At 52.8% G+C, this 21,849-nt stretch carries 21 protein-coding genes and 1 riboswitch; of the genes, 8 read left to right on the forward strand and 13 right to left on the reverse strand.

What is annotated here, in order from left to right; translation table 11 throughout:
- Nucleotides 1–11: 11 nt before the first annotated feature.
- The 3 genes from JYG33_RS11180 (at nucleotide 12) to JYG33_RS11190 (ending at nucleotide 2,834) form a co-directional block, all read left to right on the forward strand.
- Nucleotides 12–719, forward strand: coding sequence for a response regulator transcription factor (locus JYG33_RS11180; protein WP_243430153.1), 708 nt, complete (start codon nucleotides 12–14; stop codon nucleotides 717–719).
- Entirely contained in the window at nucleotides 716–2,065 is a 1,350-nt protein-coding gene (locus tag JYG33_RS11185; protein WP_207872327.1) for a HAMP domain-containing sensor histidine kinase, read from the forward strand. The genes JYG33_RS11180 and JYG33_RS11185 overlap by 4 nt, the downstream gene beginning before the upstream one ends.
- 33 nt (nucleotides 2,066–2,098) lie before the next feature.
- A riboswitch (FMN riboswitch) is annotated at nucleotides 2,099–2,241 on the forward strand.
- A gap of 98 nt (nucleotides 2,242–2,339) precedes the next feature.
- On the forward strand, nucleotides 2,340–2,834 hold the full coding sequence (locus JYG33_RS11190) for a 6,7-dimethyl-8-ribityllumazine synthase (RefSeq protein WP_207872328.1): 495 nt from the start codon (nucleotides 2,340–2,342) through the stop codon (nucleotides 2,832–2,834).
- 114 nt (nucleotides 2,835–2,948) lie between these two features.
- Here JYG33_RS11190 and JYG33_RS11195 read toward each other — a convergent pair whose 3' ends face one another.
- The 4 genes from JYG33_RS11195 to rsmB are packed head-to-tail and all read right to left on the reverse strand — an operon-like array spanning nucleotide 2,949 to nucleotide 7,936.
- Nucleotides 2,949–3,644, reverse strand: coding sequence for a response regulator (locus JYG33_RS11195; RefSeq protein ID WP_207872329.1), 696 nt, complete (start codon nucleotides 3,642–3,644; stop codon nucleotides 2,949–2,951).
- Nucleotides 3,645–3,665: 21 nt separating this feature from the next.
- The gene (locus tag JYG33_RS11200; protein ID WP_207875824.1) at nucleotides 3,666–5,999 is read right to left on the reverse strand and encodes an ATP-binding protein; all 2,334 of its coding nucleotides are present in this window, start codon (nucleotides 5,997–5,999) and stop codon (nucleotides 3,666–3,668) included.
- Nucleotides 5,999–6,583, reverse strand: a complete 585-nt coding sequence (locus tag JYG33_RS11205) for a DUF4390 domain-containing protein (protein ID WP_207872330.1) — start codon at nucleotides 6,581–6,583, stop codon at nucleotides 5,999–6,001. The genes JYG33_RS11200 and JYG33_RS11205 overlap by 1 nt, the downstream gene beginning before the upstream one ends.
- A gap of 48 nt (nucleotides 6,584–6,631) precedes the next feature.
- Nucleotides 6,632–7,936: a 16S rRNA (cytosine(967)-C(5))-methyltransferase RsmB gene (gene rsmB / locus JYG33_RS11210; RefSeq protein ID WP_207875825.1), complete on the reverse strand. Its 1,305-nt coding sequence runs from the start codon at nucleotides 7,934–7,936 to the stop codon at nucleotides 6,632–6,634.
- A 204-nt stretch (nucleotides 7,937–8,140) separates the two neighbouring features.
- On the opposite strand from rsmB, the gene rimO reads away from it, so the two are divergent.
- The 5 genes from rimO to JYG33_RS11235 all read left to right on the forward strand — a co-directional run bounded on the left by rimO (nucleotide 8,141) and on the right by JYG33_RS11235 (nucleotide 13,927).
- Nucleotides 8,141–9,460, forward strand: coding sequence for a 30S ribosomal protein S12 methylthiotransferase RimO (rimO, locus tag JYG33_RS11215; RefSeq protein ID WP_207872331.1), 1,320 nt, complete (start codon nucleotides 8,141–8,143; stop codon nucleotides 9,458–9,460).
- A gap of 89 nt (nucleotides 9,461–9,549) precedes the next feature.
- The gene (locus JYG33_RS11220) at nucleotides 9,550–11,199 is read left to right on the forward strand and encodes a sulfatase-like hydrolase/transferase (protein WP_207872332.1); all 1,650 of its coding nucleotides are present in this window, start codon (nucleotides 9,550–9,552) and stop codon (nucleotides 11,197–11,199) included.
- Nucleotides 11,200–11,215: 16 nt separating this feature from the next.
- A complete protein-coding gene (locus tag JYG33_RS11225) occupies nucleotides 11,216–11,740 on the forward strand; it encodes a gamma carbonic anhydrase family protein (protein WP_207872333.1) in 525 nt (174 codons plus the stop codon).
- A gap of 238 nt (nucleotides 11,741–11,978) precedes the next feature.
- Nucleotides 11,979–12,740 (forward strand): aspartate/glutamate racemase family protein, encoded by a 762-nt coding sequence (locus JYG33_RS11230; RefSeq protein ID WP_042486802.1) that lies wholly within the window; start codon nucleotides 11,979–11,981, stop codon nucleotides 12,738–12,740.
- Nucleotides 12,741–13,039: 299 nt separating this feature from the next.
- Nucleotides 13,040–13,927, forward strand: a complete 888-nt coding sequence (locus tag JYG33_RS11235; RefSeq protein ID WP_207872334.1) for a LysR substrate-binding domain-containing protein — start codon at nucleotides 13,040–13,042, stop codon at nucleotides 13,925–13,927.
- A gap of 120 nt (nucleotides 13,928–14,047) precedes the next feature.
- On the opposite strand, the gene hpaI is transcribed toward JYG33_RS11235, so the two are convergent.
- From hpaI to JYG33_RS11280, 9 genes are all read right to left on the reverse strand, one after another.
- Complete coding sequence (hpaI, locus tag JYG33_RS11240) at nucleotides 14,048–14,854, reverse strand: 4-hydroxy-2-oxoheptanedioate aldolase (protein ID WP_207872335.1); 807 nt, start codon at nucleotides 14,852–14,854, stop codon at nucleotides 14,048–14,050.
- A 99-nt stretch (nucleotides 14,855–14,953) separates the two neighbouring features.
- Nucleotides 14,954–15,856, reverse strand: coding sequence for a hypothetical protein (locus tag JYG33_RS11245; RefSeq protein ID WP_207872336.1), 903 nt, complete (start codon nucleotides 15,854–15,856; stop codon nucleotides 14,954–14,956).
- 234 nt (nucleotides 15,857–16,090) lie between these two features.
- Nucleotides 16,091–16,834, reverse strand: coding sequence for an ABC transporter ATP-binding protein (locus JYG33_RS11250; RefSeq protein WP_243430154.1), 744 nt, complete (start codon nucleotides 16,832–16,834; stop codon nucleotides 16,091–16,093).
- Nucleotides 16,810–17,637, reverse strand: a complete 828-nt coding sequence (locus tag JYG33_RS11255; protein ID WP_243430155.1) for an ABC transporter permease subunit — start codon at nucleotides 17,635–17,637, stop codon at nucleotides 16,810–16,812. The genes JYG33_RS11250 and JYG33_RS11255 overlap by 25 nt, the downstream gene beginning before the upstream one ends.
- Complete coding sequence (locus tag JYG33_RS11260; protein ID WP_207872337.1) at nucleotides 17,637–18,650, reverse strand: ABC transporter substrate-binding protein; 1,014 nt, start codon at nucleotides 18,648–18,650, stop codon at nucleotides 17,637–17,639. Before JYG33_RS11260 ends, JYG33_RS11255 begins: the two co-directional genes overlap by 1 nt.
- Nucleotides 18,651–18,826: 176 nt before the next feature.
- Entirely contained in the window at nucleotides 18,827–19,195 is a 369-nt protein-coding gene (locus tag JYG33_RS11265) for a 4-amino-4-deoxy-L-arabinose transferase (protein WP_207872338.1), read from the reverse strand.
- Between the two features lies 1 nt (nucleotide 19,196).
- Nucleotides 19,197–19,637, reverse strand: a complete 441-nt coding sequence (locus JYG33_RS11270) for a divergent PAP2 family protein (protein ID WP_243430156.1) — start codon at nucleotides 19,635–19,637, stop codon at nucleotides 19,197–19,199.
- Nucleotides 19,601–20,440, reverse strand: a complete 840-nt coding sequence (locus JYG33_RS11275) for a decaprenyl-phosphate phosphoribosyltransferase (RefSeq protein WP_207872339.1) — start codon at nucleotides 20,438–20,440, stop codon at nucleotides 19,601–19,603. The genes JYG33_RS11270 and JYG33_RS11275 overlap by 37 nt, the downstream gene beginning before the upstream one ends.
- Nucleotides 20,433–21,833, reverse strand: coding sequence for a glycosyltransferase family 39 protein (locus JYG33_RS11280; RefSeq protein WP_207872340.1), 1,401 nt, complete (start codon nucleotides 21,831–21,833; stop codon nucleotides 20,433–20,435). The genes JYG33_RS11275 and JYG33_RS11280 overlap by 8 nt, the downstream gene beginning before the upstream one ends.
- Nucleotides 21,834–21,849: the final 16 nt, after the last annotated feature.

Consider the following 21,849-nt stretch of genomic DNA (forward strand, 5'->3'; position numbering starts at 1 on the left):
TTGCTACTATCATGAGCCCGGTTTCTGACCGTAGTCTGATGAAAAACATTCTGATCATTGAAGACCACAGGCCTTTGCTGAGCCTGCTGGCGACCCATTTGCAAGGGCAGGGATACGCTATCCGCACGGCTACCACCGGCCGGATTGGCTTGGCCCTGCTCCAAGAGCACAGCTTTGACGCCCTGATTCTGGATCTGGGGCTGCCCGATATGGATGGCATGGAAATTCTGGCTCAGTTGCATCATCCAGACCGCAGCCAACGCCTGCCCTGCCTGATCCTGAGCGCCCGTGACGCGGTCCACAATCGCATTCAAGGACTACGTGGCGGTGCGGATGACTACCTGCTCAAACCATTTGATCTGGTTGAACTGGAAGCACGCCTTAGTGCGATCTTGCGGCGGGCTGCCCCCCATCGCTATCAGCAACTGATCATCGCCAATCTGCGATTCGAACCCGAAGTCCGACAAGCCTGGGTGAATGACCAGGCCTTGATGCTGCCGCGTCGGGAAAGTGTGCTGTTGCTGGAACTGATGCAGGCCAGCCCACGTTTGCTGGTCAAGGATTACTTGCTGGAGCAGCTCTACAACAGTCAGACCGAGATCAGCCTGAATGCCATCGAAGCCTTGATCTCCAAACTGCGCCGCAAGCTGCGTGATCACAATGCACTTGTGTGCATCGACACGGTTCGAGGTGTTGGCTACCGTTTGCGTGCCCTGTGAGCAAGCGCGCTTTCAGCCTGCGCAGGCGGCTCCTGATCAGCCTGCTACTGATGCTGGCCTTGGGTTTTTGTGCTTTGGCCGTCTCCCTGTTCGATACCCGGGACGAGCTGCGCCGCATCAGTCTTTTTCTGCAAGCCGAAGAAATTGCCCGGGACTTCAGGCCAGAAGAATCGCTGGATAGCTTGCCACGGCAGTACGCCGGTGGAGAAATGTCCTACTCGCTCTACAGTGCCCAGGGAGCCCTACTCCAGGCCTCCTCCAATCTGGAAATCCCACGACGCCTGCGCCCTGCCCAGCCCGAGGACGAACTGGCTCTATTCAAGCTGAAACACCGTAGCGGCTATGTCGTATCCGTTTCGGTGACGCTGCCCACTGGCGAGATCCTGATGGTCGCCAAACAGGATCAACGCGAGCGTGAACTGATCGGGGCTTTGCTGCAAACCCGCATGTGGCGCTCTCTGCTCTTATGGCTGCCAGTCTGTGCGGTGGGCCTGTTGCTGATTGCCTGGCTCATACACTGGACCTTGCGCCCGGTACGGCAAGCGGCAAGCCTGGCCGCTACACTGGGACCCGCACAACCCGAGCTGCGCTTGCCAGTCACGGAACTGCCCAAAGAAATCCGCCCTTTGGCGCAGGCGGTCAATCAAAGCTTGGACCGTCTGATGCAGGCCTATCGCCATGAACAACAATTGGTTGCAGATGCCGCTCATCAATTGCGTACGCCCTTGGCGGTCATGTCTTTACGGCTGCAAACGGCTCAACATCACGACGACAAAGACTGGGATTTACTGCGCGAAGACATTGCCCATTTGCAGCGTTTGGTCAGCCAATGGCTAAGCCTTGCGCGCAAACAGGAACAGCCCACAGAACTGGTCGATAAAACCGCATTAGCCCCGCTATGCCGACGTGTCATGGGAGAGCTATGGCCCCTGTTTGAGCAAGCCGGACGTGAACTTCAATTTCAGGATGACAGCCCACAAGACCTGGTGCTGGCCTGCGAGGCTGATTTGGCTGAGGCAATCGCCAATGCGCTGGACAATGCGCTGACCCACGGTAAAGACACTGTCACGCTACGCCTGCATCAGCCACAGGCGGATAGCTGCGCCATCGACATCAGTGATCAGGGCAGCGCCCTGGATGCGCAAACCGCCCACTTGGCTTTTGAACGCTTTCACAAGCAAGACAGTGCCAGCAAAGGGGCGGGATTGGGGCTGACGATTGTGCGCCAGATTCTGCTGCGTCATGGCGGCCAAGCCCAGTTTCTGCCTGGCCCCCACTGCACCCTTCGCTTGCTGCTGCCACTGGCAACCCAAGCTCCGGCCAGCTCTGACAAAAAAATGGTTTAGCGGTACACTCGCTCAGTTGGCCTCTCCGGCCAACTACGTTCTCAGGGCGGGGTGCAAGTCCCCACCGGCGGTAATGGCACTAGCCTAGCCCGCGAGCGCCTGACCTTAGGTCAGGGACAGCAGACCCGGTGTGATTCCGGGGCCGACGGTATAGTCCGGATAAAGAGAGAACGGGATATCCTCAACACCCTCGCCGGGAGTGATCCCGCTATGGGCTTGAGCTATCCTGCTTCCTGCATGCCCTGTTTTTGTTGTCATAAAACAGGAAATCAAGATGAACAGTATTACTCCAGCCAATCTTCTGGCTCCCCGCATCGCCTTTATTCAAGCTTGCTGGCACAAAGACATTGTTGATCAGGCCCGCCAGGGTTTTGTCGACGAGGTCAAAGCAATGGGCCACGACAGCAGCCTGATCGACTTCTTTGAAGTAGGCGGCGCATTTGAAATTCCACTGCATGCACAGCGTCTGGCCCAGTCCGGGCAATACGCCGCTATCGTCGCTGCGGGTCTGGTTGTTGATGGCGGTATCTATCGCCACGACTTTGTGGCTACCGCAGTGATTCAGGGCTTGATGCAAGTACAACTCAGCACCAACGTGCCTGTGTTCTCGGTCGTACTGACTCCGCACCATTTCCATGATGGCAAAGAGCACCACGACTACTTCCACCGTCACTTTGTGCTCAAGGGCCAGGAAGCGGCCCGTACCTGCCTGGATACCGTGACCAAGCTGCAGGCATTGCCTGTTGCGGCATCCGTGGCCGCTCTCTAAGCAGCCAGGCGGCCTGAAATGGCCGCCTCAATCCAAACATCCCTAAGGCTGCATTCACCCGCAGCGTTGGGGCAGGCCAGACTCCTTCCGGCCACGTATTTGGTAACTACTGTATCAGGACTGGTTACGCTTGCGCGAGGAGTCGATACCCAACTGCTTGAGCTTGCGGTACAAGTGGGTGCGCTCCAGTCCGGTGCGTTCCGAGACTCGCGTCATGCTGTGATTTTCGCGGCGCAGATGATATTCAAAATAAATGCGCTCGAACTCGTCACGCGCTTCACGCAAAGGCAGATCCAAAGAAATGCTGCCTAGCTGGGACTCATCCTGTTCGACCTCAGCCACCGCCATGGCAGGCGCCATGCCAGGAACCATTGTCGCGGCTTCAGGGCGACGATCACCACCTTGAACCACTGGGCGAGCAGCCGCTGCCAAAGCCTTGGGCGCAACCGTGCGCTCCAGACCTGAGGCCACTGTTTTCAGCAAACGCTGCATGGTGATGGGTTTTTCCAGGAAGTCCACCGCACCAATACGGGTTGCTTCCACCGCGGTGTCCACCGTGGCGTGGCCGCTCATCATGACCACAGGCATATCCAGCAAGCCTTGGGAGGCCCACTCTTTGAGCAGGCTGACACCGTCAGTGTCTGGCATCCAGATATCCAGCAAGACCAGATCGGGGCGGCCCCGCAAGCGTGCCTCGCGAGCCTGGGCGGCATTTTCTGCCAATTGCACGGTGTGCCCTTCGTCGTAAAGAATTTCCGACAAAAGTTCCCGAATGCCGATTTCGTCATCAACTACCAGAATTCTGGCCATAAAACGTCACCTACGCGATTTTTACGCATTATCGTTTGCTCGCCGCCCAGAGTCCAGACGAATATGCTGGCCAGCAAGCCGGGTAAAGAGGATGGAAATGCGAGCCCCCCCCTCACGACGATTGGAAACATCGATTCTGCCGCCGTGCTCCTCGATGATTTTCTTAACTATAGCAAGTCCCAGACCCGTGCCGGTGGGCTTGGTGGTGACATAAGGTTCAAAAACGCGCACCAACATCTGGGGATCAAAACCAGGCCCGTTATCTGACACCACAAAACTGACGGCACAAGAGTCGGAACCTTCTACGCCCGCAATCATGGTTTTAACAAATACATGCGCCTGGTCAAGTGATTGATCCTGGGCAGCCGCTTCACGAGCATTGGCCAGCAGATTATGAATAACCTGGCGTAACTGTGTGGGGTCCCCTTGCACCATGGGTAAATCGGGGTCCAGTTCCACATCAATCGCCACACTATACCCATCGTCCCGGACCATGCCCTCTTCCGGGTCCCAACCATATAACGTCAGTACTTCAGTGATCAGCTCGTTCAGATTCAGGGCTTGCATCTGCGTAGCGGGTTTACGGGCATATTCGCGGAAATCTTCCACCATCTTTTTCAGGGAGCTGACCTGATTGACGATGGTATTGGTATAGCGCAGCAGCATGGCCGCATGGACCTCGTCCAACTGCGACTCCAGTTTCATGGCCAGACGTTCAGCAGACAACTGAATCGGGGTAAGCGGGTTCTTGATCTCGTGTGCCAAGCGTCGGGCTACCTCGCTCCAGGCCACCAGACGGCTGGCGGAAATCACGTCGGTAATATCGTCAAACACCACCAGATAACCGGTTGGCTGACCATCCACACGCAGCAAAGTACCACGGGCTAAAACGGTGACGATAGTATCACGCGCTTCATTACCTTCTTTCATTTCCAATTCAAATTGCTGCTGCCAATATGGATGGTCCGAACCCATGGCCTGATGCGTGGAAAAAGCCTCACGAATCACGGACGCAAACGTCAGCGCCCCCTCCAGCGTTTCCAGCGGACGACCTTTAATAGAGCGCAAGTCCACCTGCAAGATACGCTGCGCCCCCTGGTTGAACATGGTGACGCGGAACATCTCGTCAAAGGCCAACACACCGCTGGACAAGTTACTGAGCACCGACTCCAGGTACATATTGGAGCGTTCCAGTTGCAGGCGGTTTTTCTCGACCATGCGCCGCGCTTCATCCAGTTGCCGGGTCATGGCATTGAAAGAGCGGGTCAGTTGGCCGACCTCATCCTTGGCGGGAGGCTCTGGCAAGGCACGATAATCCCCTACCCCCACGGCTTGCGTCCCCGCCGCCAGCGTCAGCAAAGGACGAGTCAGACGACGTGACAGCGCCAGCGCCGCCGCCACAGCAGTAAACACCGCCAGGATCAAAGCCAGTGTCAGCGTAATACCGTAGAGCTTGCGCAAACCCTGACGGGAGAGCGCCAGCTCCTGATAGTCCCGAAAGCCTTGCTGCACCTGATTAGCATTGCGGGCGATCTTGTCAGGCACAGGCTGAATCACCTGCAGCCAACGCGAATCTGCCGTACCGCTCAAGGTTGCCGTAAAGCGATTGGGGTCAGCCAAGGGCAAGACCGTACGCAAACGCAAACCCGTGGACTCAGTAGGCACGCCGCCCTCGTCCAGACCGTTATCGTGCACAGGGGCGTCATCATCCACTTCGGCTGCCGAAAAACGACCGGCGATACGCAACTGGTTCATTACGCTGGATGGCGGCATATCTGGCAGCAAGGTGTCGTAGCGTGCTGACGAGAAGGCAATCAAACGGCCATTGCCCGAAAACACCATGGCCTCGGTGACACCACTGTTTTCGCGCAAGGAAATCAACAGACTGCTGTACTGCGAGCTATCGGCCTTATTAAGCGCCGTCACCATTTCACTGGCGCGCCCTTCCAATTCATTGAGCTGCGAATCCAGCGCAGCGCGGCCCAAGGCCAAGCCCGATTCCAGCGCGGAATCCACCCGCACGTTGAACCAGGACTCGATCGAGCGCGACATGAACTGAACCGACAGCACATAAATCAGTGCGCCCGGAATAATGCCGATCAAAGTGAAATAAAAAGCGAAACGCGCTGTCATGCGAGCGCCAAACTGACGCCTGCGTATCTGCCTGAACAGACGAATGGTCAGCAACAGCACCCAGGAAATCAGCGTGGCCGCCAGCACCCCGTTAAGTACCAGCAGCAAGTCATATTGCTGCGCGTAGCGCGAGGCATTGCCAGTTGACCAGACAAGAAGCGAAAACAGCGCCAACGCGCTGACGCCCGCCCCGAACAGAGCGGTGCGCAAGATCCAACGGATCAAGGTTGGGGCTCGTCGACGGAGACGGAAAAGGAAAAGGTTTTCCATGGAGTAGCCAGTGTCCAGGCAGAACTATTGATGGCGTCCACTTGGAACGGACGGGCCAGCAAAGAGGTATCCAGGCGCAGACGCACACGACCTTGGTATTCCTGGTCGCGGTCCAGATCAGCCACATAAGCCACGGGCCAGCCGCGAATATGTCGCAGCATGGCCAATGCGTCATTCATGGAGGATTCGGGCAAAGACAGATCCCCGGTGCCCACGCGCCACTGACGAGTCAGCGCGTTGTACACGACCCGCCAAGTCTGTTGTTCCTTAACAACATTCTTGTCGAACCAGTACCAACGCGGCTGAGCCAATTCCACTTCAACCGTGAAATACAGTGGCACGCCTTTCTCGGCAGCGGTGCGTAATTCGGGACTGAGCTCGAACTCGACGTCGGCATCAATGTACAGTTTGTCGTCTCGAATACGGGGCTCGACCTTGACGACCCGCTCTCCCGACGTAGCGACCGGCACAATCGTATTAGCCGAGCTTAGCGCGCAGTTGAAAATCAGCAGAAAAGACAGAAAAACGCGCCACATCGTGATTAACCGCAAAAAGGACAAAGTCAGAGCCCTAATTGTGACAAGTCAAACCGGGCGCGTAAATAAGGCGTAGAAAAAACCGTCGCCATCTGCCAGCGATCGTCCGGCAACACCGGGCAAAATCTGGCCAGGAGAATCCAGAAGCTGGGCTTCCGGGTGACGGGCCAAAAACGCCTCGACCTGTTCCTGCCCTTCTGCAGGGAAAATCGAGCAGGTCGAATACAGGAAGTGCCCGCCGGGTCGCAATGTGGACCACAAGGCATCCAGTATAGAGCTTTGCAAACGCGCGGTATCGGCAATGTCCGACTCGCGGCGCAGCCAGCGAATATCAGGGTGGCGACGCACAATCCCCGAGGCGGTGCAAGGCACATCAGCCAGGATCGCATCGAAAGGCTGACCATCCCACCACTGCGCAGGACGAGCAGCATCACCACGCTTGAGCTGAACCTTATCGCTTTCCAGGCCTAGACGACGCAGGTTGTGGCCAACACGCTCCAGACGCTCAGCGTCCGAATCCAGCGCCAGCACAGACAAATCTGCCTGTTCCAGCAGATGAGCCGTCTTGCCACCCGGAGCGGCACACGCATCCAGAACGCGCATGCCATCTTTAACGGGCAACAGCAGCCCCGCTTGTTGAGCCGACCAATCCTGCACCGACCACCAACCCAGATCAAAGCCAGGAATCGCCTGCACAGGCATCGCTTTGTCCAAAGTGACCGCACCGGCTCCCGGGCTGCTGGACGCGATACCGGCCTCCGTCAGCACCGCCTGCAGACGCTCCACCGAGCAACGACGCTGGTTAACACGCAAGGTCAAAGGACCGGGGCGATTCGCAGCTTGCAGCAGCGCTTCCCAATCACGCGGGTACGCACGGCGCAATTCCTTGACCCACCAACCTGGGTGGTTCCAACGCGCTTCTGGGCGGCTTTCCACTTGGGACAAAATCATCTTGCGTTCGCGGGTAAAGCGACGCAGCACCCCGTTGACCAGGCCCTTGGACAAACGCAAGGCTGCCTGGCTATCTGCCGCCCGCACTGCCTGATCCACCACAGTATGCACGGCGTACACCGGCACATCCGGGCGATCCTCAAAGGCCTTGGCATCCTCTTGCACACGCATGGCGGTATCCAGCAAGGCCAGCGACACCATCAGCAAGGCATCCAGCCAGGTATTGCTGGGCTGACGGGGCACCAGCGTGATACGGATCTGACGAGCATGGCCCAGACGGCGCAAAACATGGAAGCTGATCGATTGCACCGCCCCACGGGCAGAGGCTGGCGTTGCCGCCAAACTTTCAGTCAGGGATTTGCCTGCCAACACGCCTTCAATATTGCGCGCGCTCAACAGCATGACTTCGGACAGGGGCAAGGAGGGGGAAAGATGTGTGTCGGACACAGGACAACCGCTAGAAAAGAAAAATATGACTGCGACTGTAGCACTATTTACCGCATAAACCGGGCCCAAACGCACAAGATCCGTACGCATCCGGGCATGGGACGGTAAAATCAAGCCTATTTCCCAATTTCGAGCCCTCAAGCTCCAGAAGGACCCTCTATGAGCGCCCCCAAAGTCGGATTCGTGAGCCTGGGTTGTCCCAAGGCCCTGGTCGATTCCGAACGAATTCTTACCCAACTGCGTACTGACGGCTATCAAATCACCCCCAGCTACGACAATGCTGACGTGGTCGTGGTCAATACCTGTGGTTTTATCGACAGCGCCAAGGCTGAATCGCTGGAAGCGATTGGCGAAGCGCTGGCTGAAAACGGCCGCGTTATCGTCACCGGCTGTATGGGTGTGGACGAAGGCCTGATCCGTGAGGTTCACCCTTCGGTGCTGTCCGTCAGTGGCCCCCAACAATACGAGCAAGTGCTGCGTGCGGTGCGCGAAGCCGCCCCGCCCTCGCTGGATCACAATCCTTATATTGATCTGGTGCCCCCACAAGGCATCAAGCTGACTCCGCGCCACTACGCTTACCTGAAGATTTCCGAAGGCTGTAACCACAGTTGCAGCTTCTGTATTATCCCGTCCATGCGCGGCAAGCTCGTCAGCCGCCCTGTAGGCGACGTTCTGGGCGAGGCCGAGCGTCTGGTCAAGGCCGGTGTCAAAGAGCTGCTGGTGATCTCTCAGGACACCAGCGCCTACGGCGTGGACATCCGCCAGCGTACCGGCTTCTGGAATGGCCGCCCCGTCAAGAGCAGCATGCTGGACTTGAGTGCTGCCCTATCCGAACTAGGTGCCTGGGTGCGTCTGCATTACGTCTACCCTTACCCTCACGTGGACAACATCATTCCGCTGATGGCCGAAGGCAAAGTGCTGCCTTACCTGGATATTCCGTTCCAGCACGCCAGCCCTTCCGTGCTGCGCGCCATGAAGCGCCCAGCCTTTGAAGACCGCACCCTGTCACGCGTTAAACAATGGCGCGAGGATTGCCCCGATCTGACCATCCGCTCTACCTTTATCGTCGGTTTCCCCGGCGAAACTGAAGACGACTTCAAATACCTGCTGGACTGGATGAGCGAAGCCCAACTGGATCGCGTCGGTTGCTTCCAGTACTCCCCCGTGGAAGGCGCCCCCGCCAACAAACTGGATGGCATCGTCCCCGACGAAGTCAAACAAGAGCGTTGGGAACGCTTCATGGAACATCAGCAAGCCATTTCCTCTGCCCGTCTGGCCGCCAAAGTAGGCCGGGAAGTCGACGTGCTGATTGATGAAATCGACGAAGACGGCGATGCCGTTGGCCGCTCCGCCGCCGATGCCCCGGAAATTGACGGCAACGTCTTCATCACCAGCGAACAAAAACTGGAACCCGGCCAAATGGTGCGTGTGCGCATTACAGATTCAAGTGAATATGACTTGTTCGGGGAAACAAGCTAAGCTCGAACCTTCCTGAATTTATTTAACAACAGCCCGGCTTTCAAGCCGGGCTGTTTGCTTACTACATGATAAGAACACGACTCATCGATTTGGCTGTTGTTATCGCGCTGGGATATTTCCAGTACTACCTTTTGCAATACCATCTGGATTTTCTATTTCTGGATTTCATGGAGAAACACCGCTGGCTAGCTGTGACCCTCTCCATAACCCCTCTTTTTGCACTCTATTTCTTTTCGAGAGTTTTACTGCCAAGCGTAGCGGCTGGCACACTCACGGCTGGTGCCACATTCCTACTCACGAAAGTCAGCAATACAAAACAAGCTCTGACAACTGCGCCGCTTTCATGGACGGACCTTTCCCAGACCGACAATTGGTCGATTATTCCTCACTACATCAGCTATCACCATGTCCTCTATGTTCTGCTGGCTATTGGAGTGATTTTCGTTTTAACTCGCATCGACCCGAGCAAACGCCTAAAAAAAAGCGGAATTATCCTGGGGGCCTTGTTTAGCGTCATTTCCTTGCACCCTTACCTGGACAAGCTCGACAATCACGTCAGTCGTGTTGCGCGCTTTGAGCTCATCCGCCAAGATGTTCAATACTACATGTGGGACTGGCCGCTCAATATCCGTAAAAATGGTTTACTAACTCACCTTATTCAAACCAGTCAACGTCGTATACCTTCGCCTCCCTCAGCCGAAGAGCGATCTGAGTTTGACCTCTTAACATCCTCGAAAACAACAACTGTTGAACAACCTGCAAACATCATCCTCATCCTATGTGAGGCCTGTTGGCACGACGAGCAACACTTCAAATCAGCCTTTACACCGTTAACAGATATAGGTTTTCAACCTTTCCGGGCGATTTCCCCTGTTTATGGTGGAGGCACTGTCAATTCCGCCTTTGAACTCTTAACGGGCCTTCCTGCCAATGGAGCTCTAAATGGTGTGATTTACCAGGAATACACCCAGCTACTATCATCCAAAGCATGGGCCTGGCCTCGTAACCTTCAGCTAGCTGGCTACACCACCACCTCGCTCCACAACTTCTCTCGCAACTTCTGGAATCGTCATATCATTAATCCAAAGCTGGGATTCCAACAGTTCATTTCTATTGAAGATATGAACTACGACGGTCCAACTTTGGCCAGAGACTACATTCTATTTGATGCGGCAGTAGAAGATTTTCAAAATAAAAATGGGTCACATTTTCAGTTTATGACGACCCTTTACACCCATGGGGGATATGAATCTCATGAAGGGGACGACGGGGAGCACGTTTACGGTGAAAGATTGACACAAAGCCTGCAGGAAACAGCCAATTTCGCCAGCAAGCTGATTGCAAGCCACCCGGATACTTTAATTCTTCTGGTCGGCGACCATAAGCCAGCCTTGACTCGTTTTTTTCATCAGGCCAATGTATTTCCGGACGATTTTTTTATTCGAACAGGGCTAACTGCTAACGACTACATGTTCGCCCCCTCTGCTCCCAAAGAGGTCTTAGGCGACGTCCCAGGCTATATCTACTATCGCAACCAAGATTTAACGGATCGCTTGAATCAGCAACCGTTTTTCTGCCTGACCCAAATTATCAACGATGCAACAGTAGGAACGGTACTACCTTCGTTTCAGTACTCTCAGCACCACTCGCTTTGCTCAAAAAACACCACGTTGCCCTATACCCAACTTAGCGAGTCCTATCCAAGCTGGTTGTACTCTGCATCCCTTTTCCAACCCTGATCTGAAGATAATCCCCATGCCTATTTATCAACTCGACAATCACTTTCCCCAGATCGACGACAACAGCTTTGTTGCCACAGAGGCCACCCTGATTGGCAAAGTCGTACTGAAAGAACAAAGCAGCGTCTGGCCCGGTGCAGTCATCCGTGGTGATAACGAAACCATCACCGTGGGCGTGGGCTCAAACGTCCAGGAAGGAGCAGTCCTGCATACCGACCCGGGCTACCCACTGAATATTGGCGACCACGTCACCATCGGCCATCAGGCCATGCTGCACGGCTGTACTGTGGGTGAGGGCTCCCTGATCGGCATTCAGGCTGTGGTCCTGAATGGCGCTGTCATCGGCCGCGACAGCCTGGTCGGTGCAGGTGCCCTGGTCACTGAAGGCAAGGTCTTCCCGGAGCGCAGTTTGATCATCGGCTCGCCAGCCAAAGCTGTACGCACGTTAAGCGACGAAGACATTGCCAAGCTGCGCCAAAACGCCAGTGTCTACGCAGAACGCGGTAGTCACTACAAAACAGCGTTGAAGCGCATCGACTAAAAACCAACCTGCATCAGTCCCCCTTTGAAAGGTGCCATGCAGCCAACAGCCGCTGATAAAAAGGCATCCAGGAAATGTGCGACGACGCCTGGCGCTGGCAATCCGGGCGCTCCTGATCACCCTGCTCTTGCCATCGCCGTTGGCGATGGCACGTTGACAGATGATTGATTTGCAAGGAAGAAAACGGGTCCTAGAATGAAGGCGTCAATCTAAAAACCACCTTCAGAGACAGATACTTATGAAAACCTACCGCATCGGTCAGATCGTTCCTAGTTCCAACACCACCATGGAAACCGAGATTCCTGCCATGTTGCAGGCTCGTTACGCTGAGTTTCCTGAAGAGCGCTTCACTTTCCACTCCTCGCGCATGCGCATGATGCACGTGAACCCCGAAGAGTTGAAAGCCATGGACATCGCCAGCGACCGCTGCGCGGTTGAACTGAGCGACGCCCGCATGAGCGTGATGGCCTACGCTTGCCTGGTCGCCATCATGGCCCAAGGCGACGGTTACCACCGCGTCTCGCAAGCCCGTCTGCAAAACACCGTTAAAGAAAACGGCGTGGAAATTCCTGTGTTGAGCTCGGCCGGTGCCCTGGTCGATACGCTGAAAGAATTCGGCTACAAGAAAGTCTCCATCATCACCCCTTACATGAAGCCGCTGACCAAGCGCGTGGCTGACTACATCGAAGCCGAAGGCATCGAAGTTCAAGACTCCATCAGCCTGGAAGTGTCGGACAACCTGGAAGTGGGTCTGCTAAACCCGGAAAATCTGCTGGAACACGTCAAGCGCCTGAACCACGACGGCGTGGACGCTGTCATCCTGTCCGCTTGCGTACAGATGCCTTCCCTGCCCGCTATCCAGCGCGCTCAAGATCAGATCGGCAAGCCCGTTCTGTCCGCCGCTGTTTGCACCGTGTACCAAATGCTCAAGACCCTGGGTCTGGAAACCCGCGTACCTAACGCTGGCCACATCCTGTCGGGTGCCAAGCCACAAGCCTAATCAAACAGGCTTAGCAGTACACAGCCCTGCCGACCCTATGTCGGCAGGGCTTTTTTTATGCCTGGGCCTCATCAAAGCTTAGGGTAAAAAATGCAGTTGTACCGGCTTATAAACAAATACCAAACCACGGATGGCTGTTCGTTCTCGATACAGGCTGATGACACCTTTTGCCATTACATCCATATGGGCATAAGAGTAGACGCGACACGAAGTAGCCATATAGCTTAGGACGACGACGCTCTTAGCTGTCACAGGCACCCCATGTGCAGATAAGCAAAAAAAAGCGATATGATGCCTGCATGAAATTGGACCTTCTGACCCTCAAACTGTTTGTCCGCATCCTGGAAGAAGGCACGATCAGCCAGGCGGCTGAGCGTGAGCACATTGCTGCCGCGGCAGTCAGCCGCCGGATTGCGGATCTGGAACAGTCTTTGAATACCACCTTGCTGCTACGTACGAACAAAGGTGTCAGCCCGACTGCAGCAGGCCTGGAACTGCTGTACCGCTCTCGTGCATTGCTCAATAGCGCGCAAGAGATCGAAACGCGCCTTCAAGCGTTCTCACAAGGTCAGCAAGGCCTGGTGCATATCCTGGCCAACACATCGGCTATTTCTCAGTTTCTGGCCGAGCCGCTGGGTGAGTTTGGGCGTTTGCACCCAGCCATTCCCCTGCAACTGGAAGAACAGACTAGCCTGGACATTATTCGTGCCCTGGCCGAGGGCAAAGCCGACCTGGGTGTCTTTACTCGCCTGCCCTATGCAGCGGACATCGAAGCCTACCCGTTTCGCAGTGACAAGCTGGTTGTGCTGGTGCCTCTCAATCATCCCTTGGCTCAACACGAGAAAGTCCATTTTGAGCAAACCCTGGAGCATGAGCAGATCACGCTACTCACAGGCACTCAGTTGCATTACCAGATCACCAAAATCGCCATGGAAGCCAACCGCTCCGTGCGCATCCGCACCGAAGTATCAGGCTACGACGCCATGTGTTTGTTGATTAATGCAGGCATGGGTATTGGCATCTTGCCGCGCAAGAGCGCCAGCATTTATCAGATTCCGAATACCCGCGTGATTGAGCTGGACGAAGAATGGAGCCAGCGAGAAATTCTGATCGGTGTGCGCCGCCGCAGCGACCTTCAACCGAGCGCAGAAAGCTTGCTGAGCTTTCTGCTCGATAGCGGCGCTTGAGAAAGCGGACCTTGGCCGTAGCACCGGCCAAGGTCATATCGTCTTATAAACAGGCCCGATCTTTACAAGACAGCAGAGGCAGAACAGCTACTCACAAAATGCCAAGCGATCAAACAAGCTTTAGTAAGCTGCGCCGGGCTGAGCAATTGGCACCTCAACCTCGTCCTTGAACTGACCCAGCAAAGCCGTTGCCGCCTGCCGCAACAACACTGCATCTACGCCTACGGCCACAAACAAGGCGCCTAAGGACTGATAGTGATGCGCTGCCTCGACATTCGACTGCAGGATTCCAGGGGCTTTACCCGCCTTGCTGATACGCACAATCGCATCCTCGATGGCTGACAAGACATCTGGATGCCCTGGTTCGGTCAAATACCCCATGCTGGCCGCCAAATCCGCCGGGCCAATGAAAACACCATCCACACCCTCCACCGCCAGAATTTCGTCCAGGTTATCCAGCGCCTCACGAGTTTCCACCTGGCAAATCACGCACATTTCCTGGTTAGCTCGCGCCACATAATCCGTGGTCGCTCCCCAACGAGCAGCACGAGCCAGAGCTGCACCTACCCCTCGAATACCCTGCGGAGGATAACGTGTCGCAGCAACAGCCGCTTTAGCCTGTTCAGCGTTTTGCACCATAGGAATCAACAGATTCTGAGCCCCCATATCCAGCAGCAGCTTGATCTGCACAGGGTCGTTCCAGCTAGGACGCACAATCGGCGCGATGGGATGAGCGGATACGGCCTGCAACTGCGCCAGCAAGGTCTGTACCGTATTGGGAACATGCTCGCCATCCAGCAAGATCCAGTCATAGCCCAGACCGGCACATAAATCAGCCACGTATGGGCTGGCCAAACCGTGCCACAAACCAATCTGAGACTTGCCCTGCCGCAAAGCCTGCTTGAACGCATTGACTGGATGATTCATGTCTTCCCCTCTTATGTGCTTAGGCGTCAAATGAACAGTGTAAAGCGATCCTGCTACTACACAAGGTGAACAGGGAACGCTTTACACTGGACGGCAAGCCTAAGCCACCCTCTTGCGCTGATGAAAGAGGAGAACGGCACTTAAGGAGAAGCCCGAGACCAAGAGGGCGGCCACAGGCAGCAAAGTCAATGACTGCGGCGGGAACACATAGGCAAGCAAAGGAAATGCATACACGGCGGGCATGCGCATCTTGAACACACGTAATAAGCCCCACATCAGCAGCATGTCGATTACGACTACCCAGATCCAATTCGAGATCAACAAAAATAACGTCACGCCGATTGCTGCAGACAAAGTCAGCACGACAGTTTGCTTAAGGACCATCCGCCAGGAATACATCTTCATATGCAAAGACTCGTACACCACTACGGCGACCGGTGGCAACACCGCCAACTGGATATAACCCAGGGCCGCAGCAATCCCCATACTGGCTAAAACAATCGCCCCATACACCCACAAGATCGACGTTTGAACGACACTGGTGCGATCCGCTGTACGGCGCAACTTTCCCAACACCACGGCCAGCATCAGCAAGAACGTGCTGAGCAGGATAGCAGCCACAAACGAGTACTCTATCGCATTGGTGACCACGGGCAAAAAACCCGTCGCCAGAGCCGGGGCCAGGCTGTAGCGAAACAAGGCAAAGAACAACAGCATCGCCACCAACACAAATGCCAACTTGAGCGCAAAGGGAATAGCCAGCAAGTTGATCCCAAAGCCCAGCAGGGCCGTGACCGTAGGCCAAAGAAAAATCTTCTCCGGGTGACGCATCCAGTTTTGCTCGCGATACGCCAACAAAGCTACGGCCATCGCCGCAATTTCTGGCAAGACTATTTCACGGTCATCCCAAAAGCTCGCCGCTGCCACCATCGTCACAATGAAGACAAACGCAACAAGGTACGAACCGCTTTCCTGGCGAGGCGTCAATTTCTCTGACTGCATGATTGAACCCTTTCAAAGCAACGAACTGCACGCTCGTTGCCAGACTGAAAACGCCAGTCTCAGGCTTCCCCTTACAGGAAGGTCAAGCAGTCTATTTTTTGTGCGCAAGACCCGGCCCCTGAGGCGCTCAGGCCAGAGGCAGCATATTTTTCTAAAGGGCTCTAAGGTCTGAGCTTGAAAAGAAGTCGCCAACGAGAGTGCTCAGGATCGAATCCACTCTCGATCAGGCTGAAATTACAAGGCTTGGCCGAGCTCTTTGACCAAGTCCCCGAAACGGGCAGTATTACGATCTCTGGGGCGTGGCAAATCGATCTCGATCCGGGCACTGACGCCAGCCGGACTCCCCCCTAATACGATGACGGTATCAGCCAAAAACACCGCTTCATCAATATCGTGTGTCACGAACAGCACTGCGGCCGAACTACGCTGCCAAACCTGAACCAGCTCATCCTGCAAGGCCTGACGTGTCAAAGCATCCACGGCAGAAAAGGGCTCGTCCATCAAAAGCAAATCCGGCTGCACGGCTAAGGCCCGGGCAATACCGACTCGCTGCACCTGACCACCCGACAACTGATGTGGCCAACGATCTTTCAAGTGCGCCAGGCCTACCTGATTCAGGGCCGCATCAACACGCTGATCCAGTTCCTGACGCGACAGACCCAAACCTTCCAGGCCATACGCCACGTTGGAGGCAATACGACGCCAGGGCAACAAGCGACTGTCCTGAAACACAAAGGCATTCGCCCGACGGCCAGGGCTATCTTGCAGGTTGGATCGCAAATGGCCGAAGCTGGGCTGGCTCAAACCGGCTGCCGCACGCAACAAGGTGCTCTTGCCTACCCCCGAGCCGCCCACAATGGCCACAAAATGCCCTGCCTGAACATCCAGATTCACATCACGGATCACAGGTGCAGGTGCACCGGGGTATTGAAAACCAAACCCCTGAAACTGAATCAAGGCTGCCACTGAAGTACCCATTTATTGAAAGTCAGAAAAAGCATGTCGCACACGGTATAAACCACCGAGATGATCAACATATAGACCACGACCGCGTCATAGGCGCCAACCCCGGCAGCCGCATTCATTTCCTGACCCATGCCAGGCACCCCCAAGAGCTCGGCGGCAATCAGGGTCATCCAGGCCTGCCCAATACCCGCACGTACGCCACTCAGCAAACCGGGGCTGATCGCAGGCAGAACCACAGTCCAGGCACGTGAGAAGTACGAGTTATGCCCAAAGGCTGCGGCCAACTCGTAATAACGTGGATCCACCGAACGCACAGCGCTATACGTTGCAAAGTAGTTCAACCAGAACACACCAATTGCAATCACAAAGGCCGCGCCGGTATGGCTAACCTTGAACCAGGCAATGGCAAACACCACCCACGCCAAAGGCGGGATAGGACGCAGCAAACGCACCAAATAGGCTTGCAGCAAATCAAAACGATGAATGGTTGCCGCGGCAAGACCAAAGACAATGCCCAGAATCGTCCCGATACCCAGGCCCCAGAAATAATGCACCAGACTGGATTGAGCGGCAGGCCAGAGACGACCAGCCTCGATTTCCTGAAACAAGGCAGACGGCAGACTTAAAGGATCTGGCAAGGTACCGCGCGGAGCCCAGCCATAGACATAAGCCAGTCGCCACACCAGGATAAACAAGGCCAGACCAGCCACACCATAAACAATCCGCTCCAGACCACGACGCCATAAGGCATCAACCAAGGCACCCGCAGGTGCAGGTGCTGCGGCGGGCAAACTTGCTTGTTTCGCAACGCTCATTACGGTGCTGCCTTCTCATAAAAGCGAACGTCAAACAGGCTTTGAACATCATCCAGCTTGGTCGCCAGCGTGCCTAAAGAAACCTGAAAGTCCTGCAACTGAACCGTGCCATCAATAATCTTGCGGGGGTCAGGCTGGAACTGATCACGTGAACGCTCGATAGCAGCCTGCACAATATCCTTGGGCAAGCGACCACCGCCTACGTACTTCTGTACATACGGCGTAGCCTTGGCAGGCTCATCGCGCAGCATAGCAGTGGCACGCAGGTGAGCATTCACCAAATGCTGAACCAGATCAGGATTGGATTTGATCAGACCTTCACGTACCAGCAGCACCGAGCCAGGCTCATTAGGAAACAGCTCACCACCATGCGCCACGATTTTGGCATCAGGCTGGCGTTGCAGAATCTGGCTAACCGTAGGTTCCAGAATAGCTGCAGCATCCACAGCATGGTTGCTCAAGGCCTGCTGAATCTGAGCCTCGCCCTGATAAATCACTTCGACCACGCCTGGGTCGACCTTCAACATATTGCGCAACCAGTATTGCAAGGCAGCCTCAGGCACCGCTCCTTTGGGGTAGCTGGCAACCTTGGGTTTATGCCCTTTTTCCTGAGTGAATTTAGCGACAGCAGCAGCGAAATCCGGCTTGTCTGCATCCAGGTAGCTGGACAGATCACCAATTGCCACCACGCTGACCTGCTCCACAATATTGGAGGCCACCACCTTGACGTCTGCTTCCTTGGCCTTGGCCACCAGAGCGGGGCCAATACCAACGTAAGCCACATCCAACTGACCAGCAATCAAGGCCTGGGTCAGCGCTGGGCCGCTTTGAAACTGAACCAGCTTGGGATCCGGCTGCCCTTCAGGCAGTAAGTCACCCGATCCTAAGCCCACGAACAATTGAGCAGCAGGCATGATGGGCAAATAGCCGATCTCCAGCGCTTGCTCGGCAGCCTGTGCGGAGAAGGAAACAGAGAGGGCAAGAAGGCTGGGGGCTAAATAACGGGAAAACATAAAGATCTCGTGAAACAGGCGAAAACTGAAGCTTAAACCTGTTGGAGAGACGCATCTTTATTTGCTTATAACTAAAAATAATAAAAATGGGATTCTTTAGAGCGTGGTGGTTAGCGCCTTGTACGCATACCTATACGCATTTCCCCTGTAGCTCTAGTAAATGGCAAGTACTTTTATTAGCGAGTAATAAAGTAGGTGCCAACCATCAAGAAGAGCACGCCCACCAGCTTATTAAAGGTAAGAAGTTCGCCGAAAAACAGCCAGGCCAATATCAAACCAACTAAATATCCTAGTGACAACAATGGATAGGCAACACCGACCTCTAGCTTGGAGAGCACAACAACCCATACCCCAAAGCTTAGAACATACAAAACCAACCCTCCAGTTATGAAGGGATTGAATATTGCCCGGAAAATAGAATAAACAACCCCTTTTTCAGGGAGAAATAAAATATGAAGAGAATTGGTCCCAGCCTTCAAAAGCATCTGCGCGAAGGTATTCAATAAAACAGCGGACAAAACCAAACCAATCTGAGCAACGCCCATTCTAAATTCCTAAAAGGTGTACTACCAAAGCCACTCCCGCACCAACCAGGCAGCCAGCCATAATCTCCGTTTTGCTATGACCAATTCTTTCTCTAAGGTTAAGTCCCCCTAGTTTGTTTAAAGCTATTGCATGTTTTTCGATCTGCTTGCGCAGACTATTAGCATCAAGCAAAACAATAAACATTAAGGCTATTGAAACACCTAGAGCTGGGCTTGAAAGCCCTTCTTTTAAATAAACAAGAACAGCCATGCTACTAACAATAGAGCTATGATTGCTAGGCATGCCACCATAACCAACCAAATCAAAAGCAAGACGCCTAGCTCGCAAACTATTTATAAGGAACTTTAAAACCCCTGCAACTAGCCATGCTAAAAATGGAGTTGATATATATGCGTAGGTCATAATTAAAAATAAAGCTGATAAACAACAACGGAAAGCCAAGAAATAACAATCATTAAAATAGGCTTATCATTTATAACAGCGTCGGTTGGCGACTCTCCTTGATCAGAAGAATCAATAATGTACCAATATCTGAAAATACCGAACAAGATAATTGGAACAGTTAAAACCAAATCAGGCTTAGACTCAAGAACAAACATACTATAAAAAACGATAGTACAAGTAGCCGCTGTTTCTACGTACTTACGCACCAAATCACTTGAATATTTTTTTAATGCCTCTCTGGTTACTCCGCCAGAATTCTTGAGCTCCTGCTCCCTCTTTACAGCAGCCAAATAAAGGGATAATGACAATACGGTAATCAACATCCAGTTTGAAACTGGAACCTGTATCGCCAGTGCACCAGCATACACTCTAAGAACAAATCCCAACGCAACGGTAAAAATATCAACAACGGGAATATGCTTTAGATATTTCGTATACGCGACATTAACAACAATGTAAAAAGAAAGAATAAAAAAAACCTGGTAATTCAGGAGCAAAGAAAAAGCGACTACAACATAGCAAAACAACAGCAAAAAAACAGACTGTAAAACAGAAACTTCACCACTGGCCAAGGGACGAAAACGTTTTTTTGGATGCAAGCGATCTTTCTCTACATCGCCGATATCATTAACAATATAAACGGACGAAGCAGCAAAAGAAAAAAAACAGAAAGCCAATAATGATTTTATTATTGAATCAGAAGATAGCATCATGCCGGAAAAAACCAACGGAGCAAAAACAAAAAAGTTCTTGACCCATTGCTTTGGCCGCATAAGGCGTAGAAGAGATAAACTATTCATCCGACCTCCAGCTCAATAAAATAGCTGAGACAGCAAACAACATAAATGGCATGATAGACAAAGCATATCTGGATTGAACTTCAAAAACAAAATAGAAGACAATCATTTGAAAAACATAAGCACAGGCAGAAAAATATAAAAATTCTCTTATATTATTTTTATTCCTTTTTTTGAAAAAATAAATCACTAAAGAAATAAAAAACAAAATAAGAAGAATGTAATATAAATGCGAATTTATTTTCTCGGACAAAGAAGCATATTCCTGACCAACCTTATGCTCTGGGTTATTATTGGCCCAAAAGAACACCCCGCCCGAAGGAACCCATAAAGTTTTAATTTTCTGCTTATATGAAAACTTTACGAATCCTGGAAAATCATCAAAAATCCGAGAATAAATCTCTTTCTTCACTGCCTCGCCAACCTTACCTTCATCCCCTAGCGAAGTCCGCAAGTCCTGCACAAACCCGACATCATCAGTGTTATATAGCCCGTTATGATTCTTATTAGTCCCGAACAAAAGCACATAACCACCCATGCCGTGATTTGAGTTGACACTAAAAAACCCCTGGTACGCACTATTCAAAAGAGCATGCGAAGAAAATACCAAGAACAAAGGGATCAAAAAACAAATAACGGACTTAATAGCCCTATCGGAATATAAAAAGACACCAACAAGAAAAGGGAAAATCAAAAAAACAGAGGTAGGCCTGGAGTAATAAGCAAAACCAATAAAAAAAGCACTAAAAACCAAGAAAAACAAGCTTTTTGTTTTTACAAATCGAAGAAAAACAAAAAGGGAAATGAATATATAAAGAAGATAGGTCGCCTCGCTGGAAACCACCGCTGTATAAACAAAAATCGACGGAAAAAGCGCATATAAAAAAGCTATAAAAGTAGATATTTTTCCACTTTGCCCCAGCTCCAGCATAATCGCTCTTACTACAACTGCCTGCAACGCCCAACACGCCGCCGCTGTTATAGAAGCAGCCAGATAACTGACACCCAACAACTTCATTCCAAATGCATAAACAATAGAACTCGACGGGTACTTAGAGCTTGTCCATACCTGAAAAAAATTTCCGTCTAAAAACCTGACAGCATCATTGTAATAAATTAAATAGTCGCTTTCTGGAATAGTTTGAACACTGAAAGCCCAGGCAACATAAGGGATAAATACAGAAAAAAACAATAAAACAGGCGAGAGATCAAAGAATCTCCGCGCCAAAAAAAAACCGATTAAAGAAACAGAGACAATAGAAAAAAAAGAAAAGTAATATTCACTCGTCAGATGGATAGTTCGAGAAAAATAAAATATCAAATACAAAAAAAACGGCAAAAAAACAAGTCGAAGAAAATTAAAACCTGAACCTAGATTAAAGAAAGACCTGACCATGTATTCCACCGCAAAT

It is taken from the genome of Alcaligenes sp. SORT26, from assembly GCF_017377875.1.
GTDB classification, from domain to species: Bacteria; Pseudomonadota; Gammaproteobacteria; order Burkholderiales; family Burkholderiaceae_B; genus Alcaligenes; species Alcaligenes parafaecalis.

Bases quoted from the DNA above. Each gene is read 5' to 3' on its own strand.
- JYG33_RS11180 (WP_243430153.1), top strand. From the start codon at position 12: ATGAGCCCGGTTTCTGACCGTAGTCTGATGAAAAACATTCTGATCATT.
- JYG33_RS11190 (WP_207872328.1), top strand. From the start codon at position 2,340: ATGAACAGTATTACTCCAGCCAATCTTCTGGCTCCCCGCATCGCCTTT.
- JYG33_RS11195 (WP_207872329.1), bottom strand. From the start codon at position 3,644: ATGGCCAGAATTCTGGTAGTTGATGACGAAATCGGCATTCGGGAACTT.
- JYG33_RS11205 (WP_207872330.1), bottom strand. From the start codon at position 6,583: ATGTGGCGCGTTTTTCTGTCTTTTCTGCTGATTTTCAACTGCGCGCTA.
- rsmB (WP_207875825.1), bottom strand. From the start codon at position 7,936: ATGCTGTTGAGCGCGCGCAATATTGAAGGCGTGTTGGCAGGCAAATCC.
- rimO (WP_207872331.1), top strand. From the start codon at position 8,141: ATGAGCGCCCCCAAAGTCGGATTCGTGAGCCTGGGTTGTCCCAAGGCC.
- JYG33_RS11225 (WP_207872333.1), top strand. From the start codon at position 11,216: ATGCCTATTTATCAACTCGACAATCACTTTCCCCAGATCGACGACAAC.
- JYG33_RS11230 (WP_042486802.1), top strand. From the start codon at position 11,979: ATGAAAACCTACCGCATCGGTCAGATCGTTCCTAGTTCCAACACCACC.
- JYG33_RS11235 (WP_207872334.1), top strand. From the start codon at position 13,040: ATGAAATTGGACCTTCTGACCCTCAAACTGTTTGTCCGCATCCTGGAA.
- hpaI (WP_207872335.1), bottom strand. From the start codon at position 14,854: ATGAATCATCCAGTCAATGCGTTCAAGCAGGCTTTGCGGCAGGGCAAG.
- JYG33_RS11245 (WP_207872336.1), bottom strand. From the start codon at position 15,856: ATGCAGTCAGAGAAATTGACGCCTCGCCAGGAAAGCGGTTCGTACCTT.
- JYG33_RS11250 (WP_243430154.1), bottom strand. From the start codon at position 16,834: ATGGGTACTTCAGTGGCAGCCTTGATTCAGTTTCAGGGGTTTGGTTTT.
- JYG33_RS11255 (WP_243430155.1), bottom strand. From the start codon at position 17,637: ATGAGCGTTGCGAAACAAGCAAGTTTGCCCGCCGCAGCACCTGCACCT.
- JYG33_RS11260 (WP_207872337.1), bottom strand. From the start codon at position 18,650: ATGTTTTCCCGTTATTTAGCCCCCAGCCTTCTTGCCCTCTCTGTTTCC.
- JYG33_RS11265 (WP_207872338.1), bottom strand. From the start codon at position 19,195: ATGGGCGTTGCTCAGATTGGTTTGGTTTTGTCCGCTGTTTTATTGAAT.
- JYG33_RS11275 (WP_207872339.1), bottom strand. From the start codon at position 20,440: ATGAATAGTTTATCTCTTCTACGCCTTATGCGGCCAAAGCAATGGGTC.
- JYG33_RS11280 (WP_207872340.1), bottom strand. From the start codon at position 21,833: ATGGTCAGGTCTTTCTTTAATCTAGGTTCAGGTTTTAATTTTCTTCGA.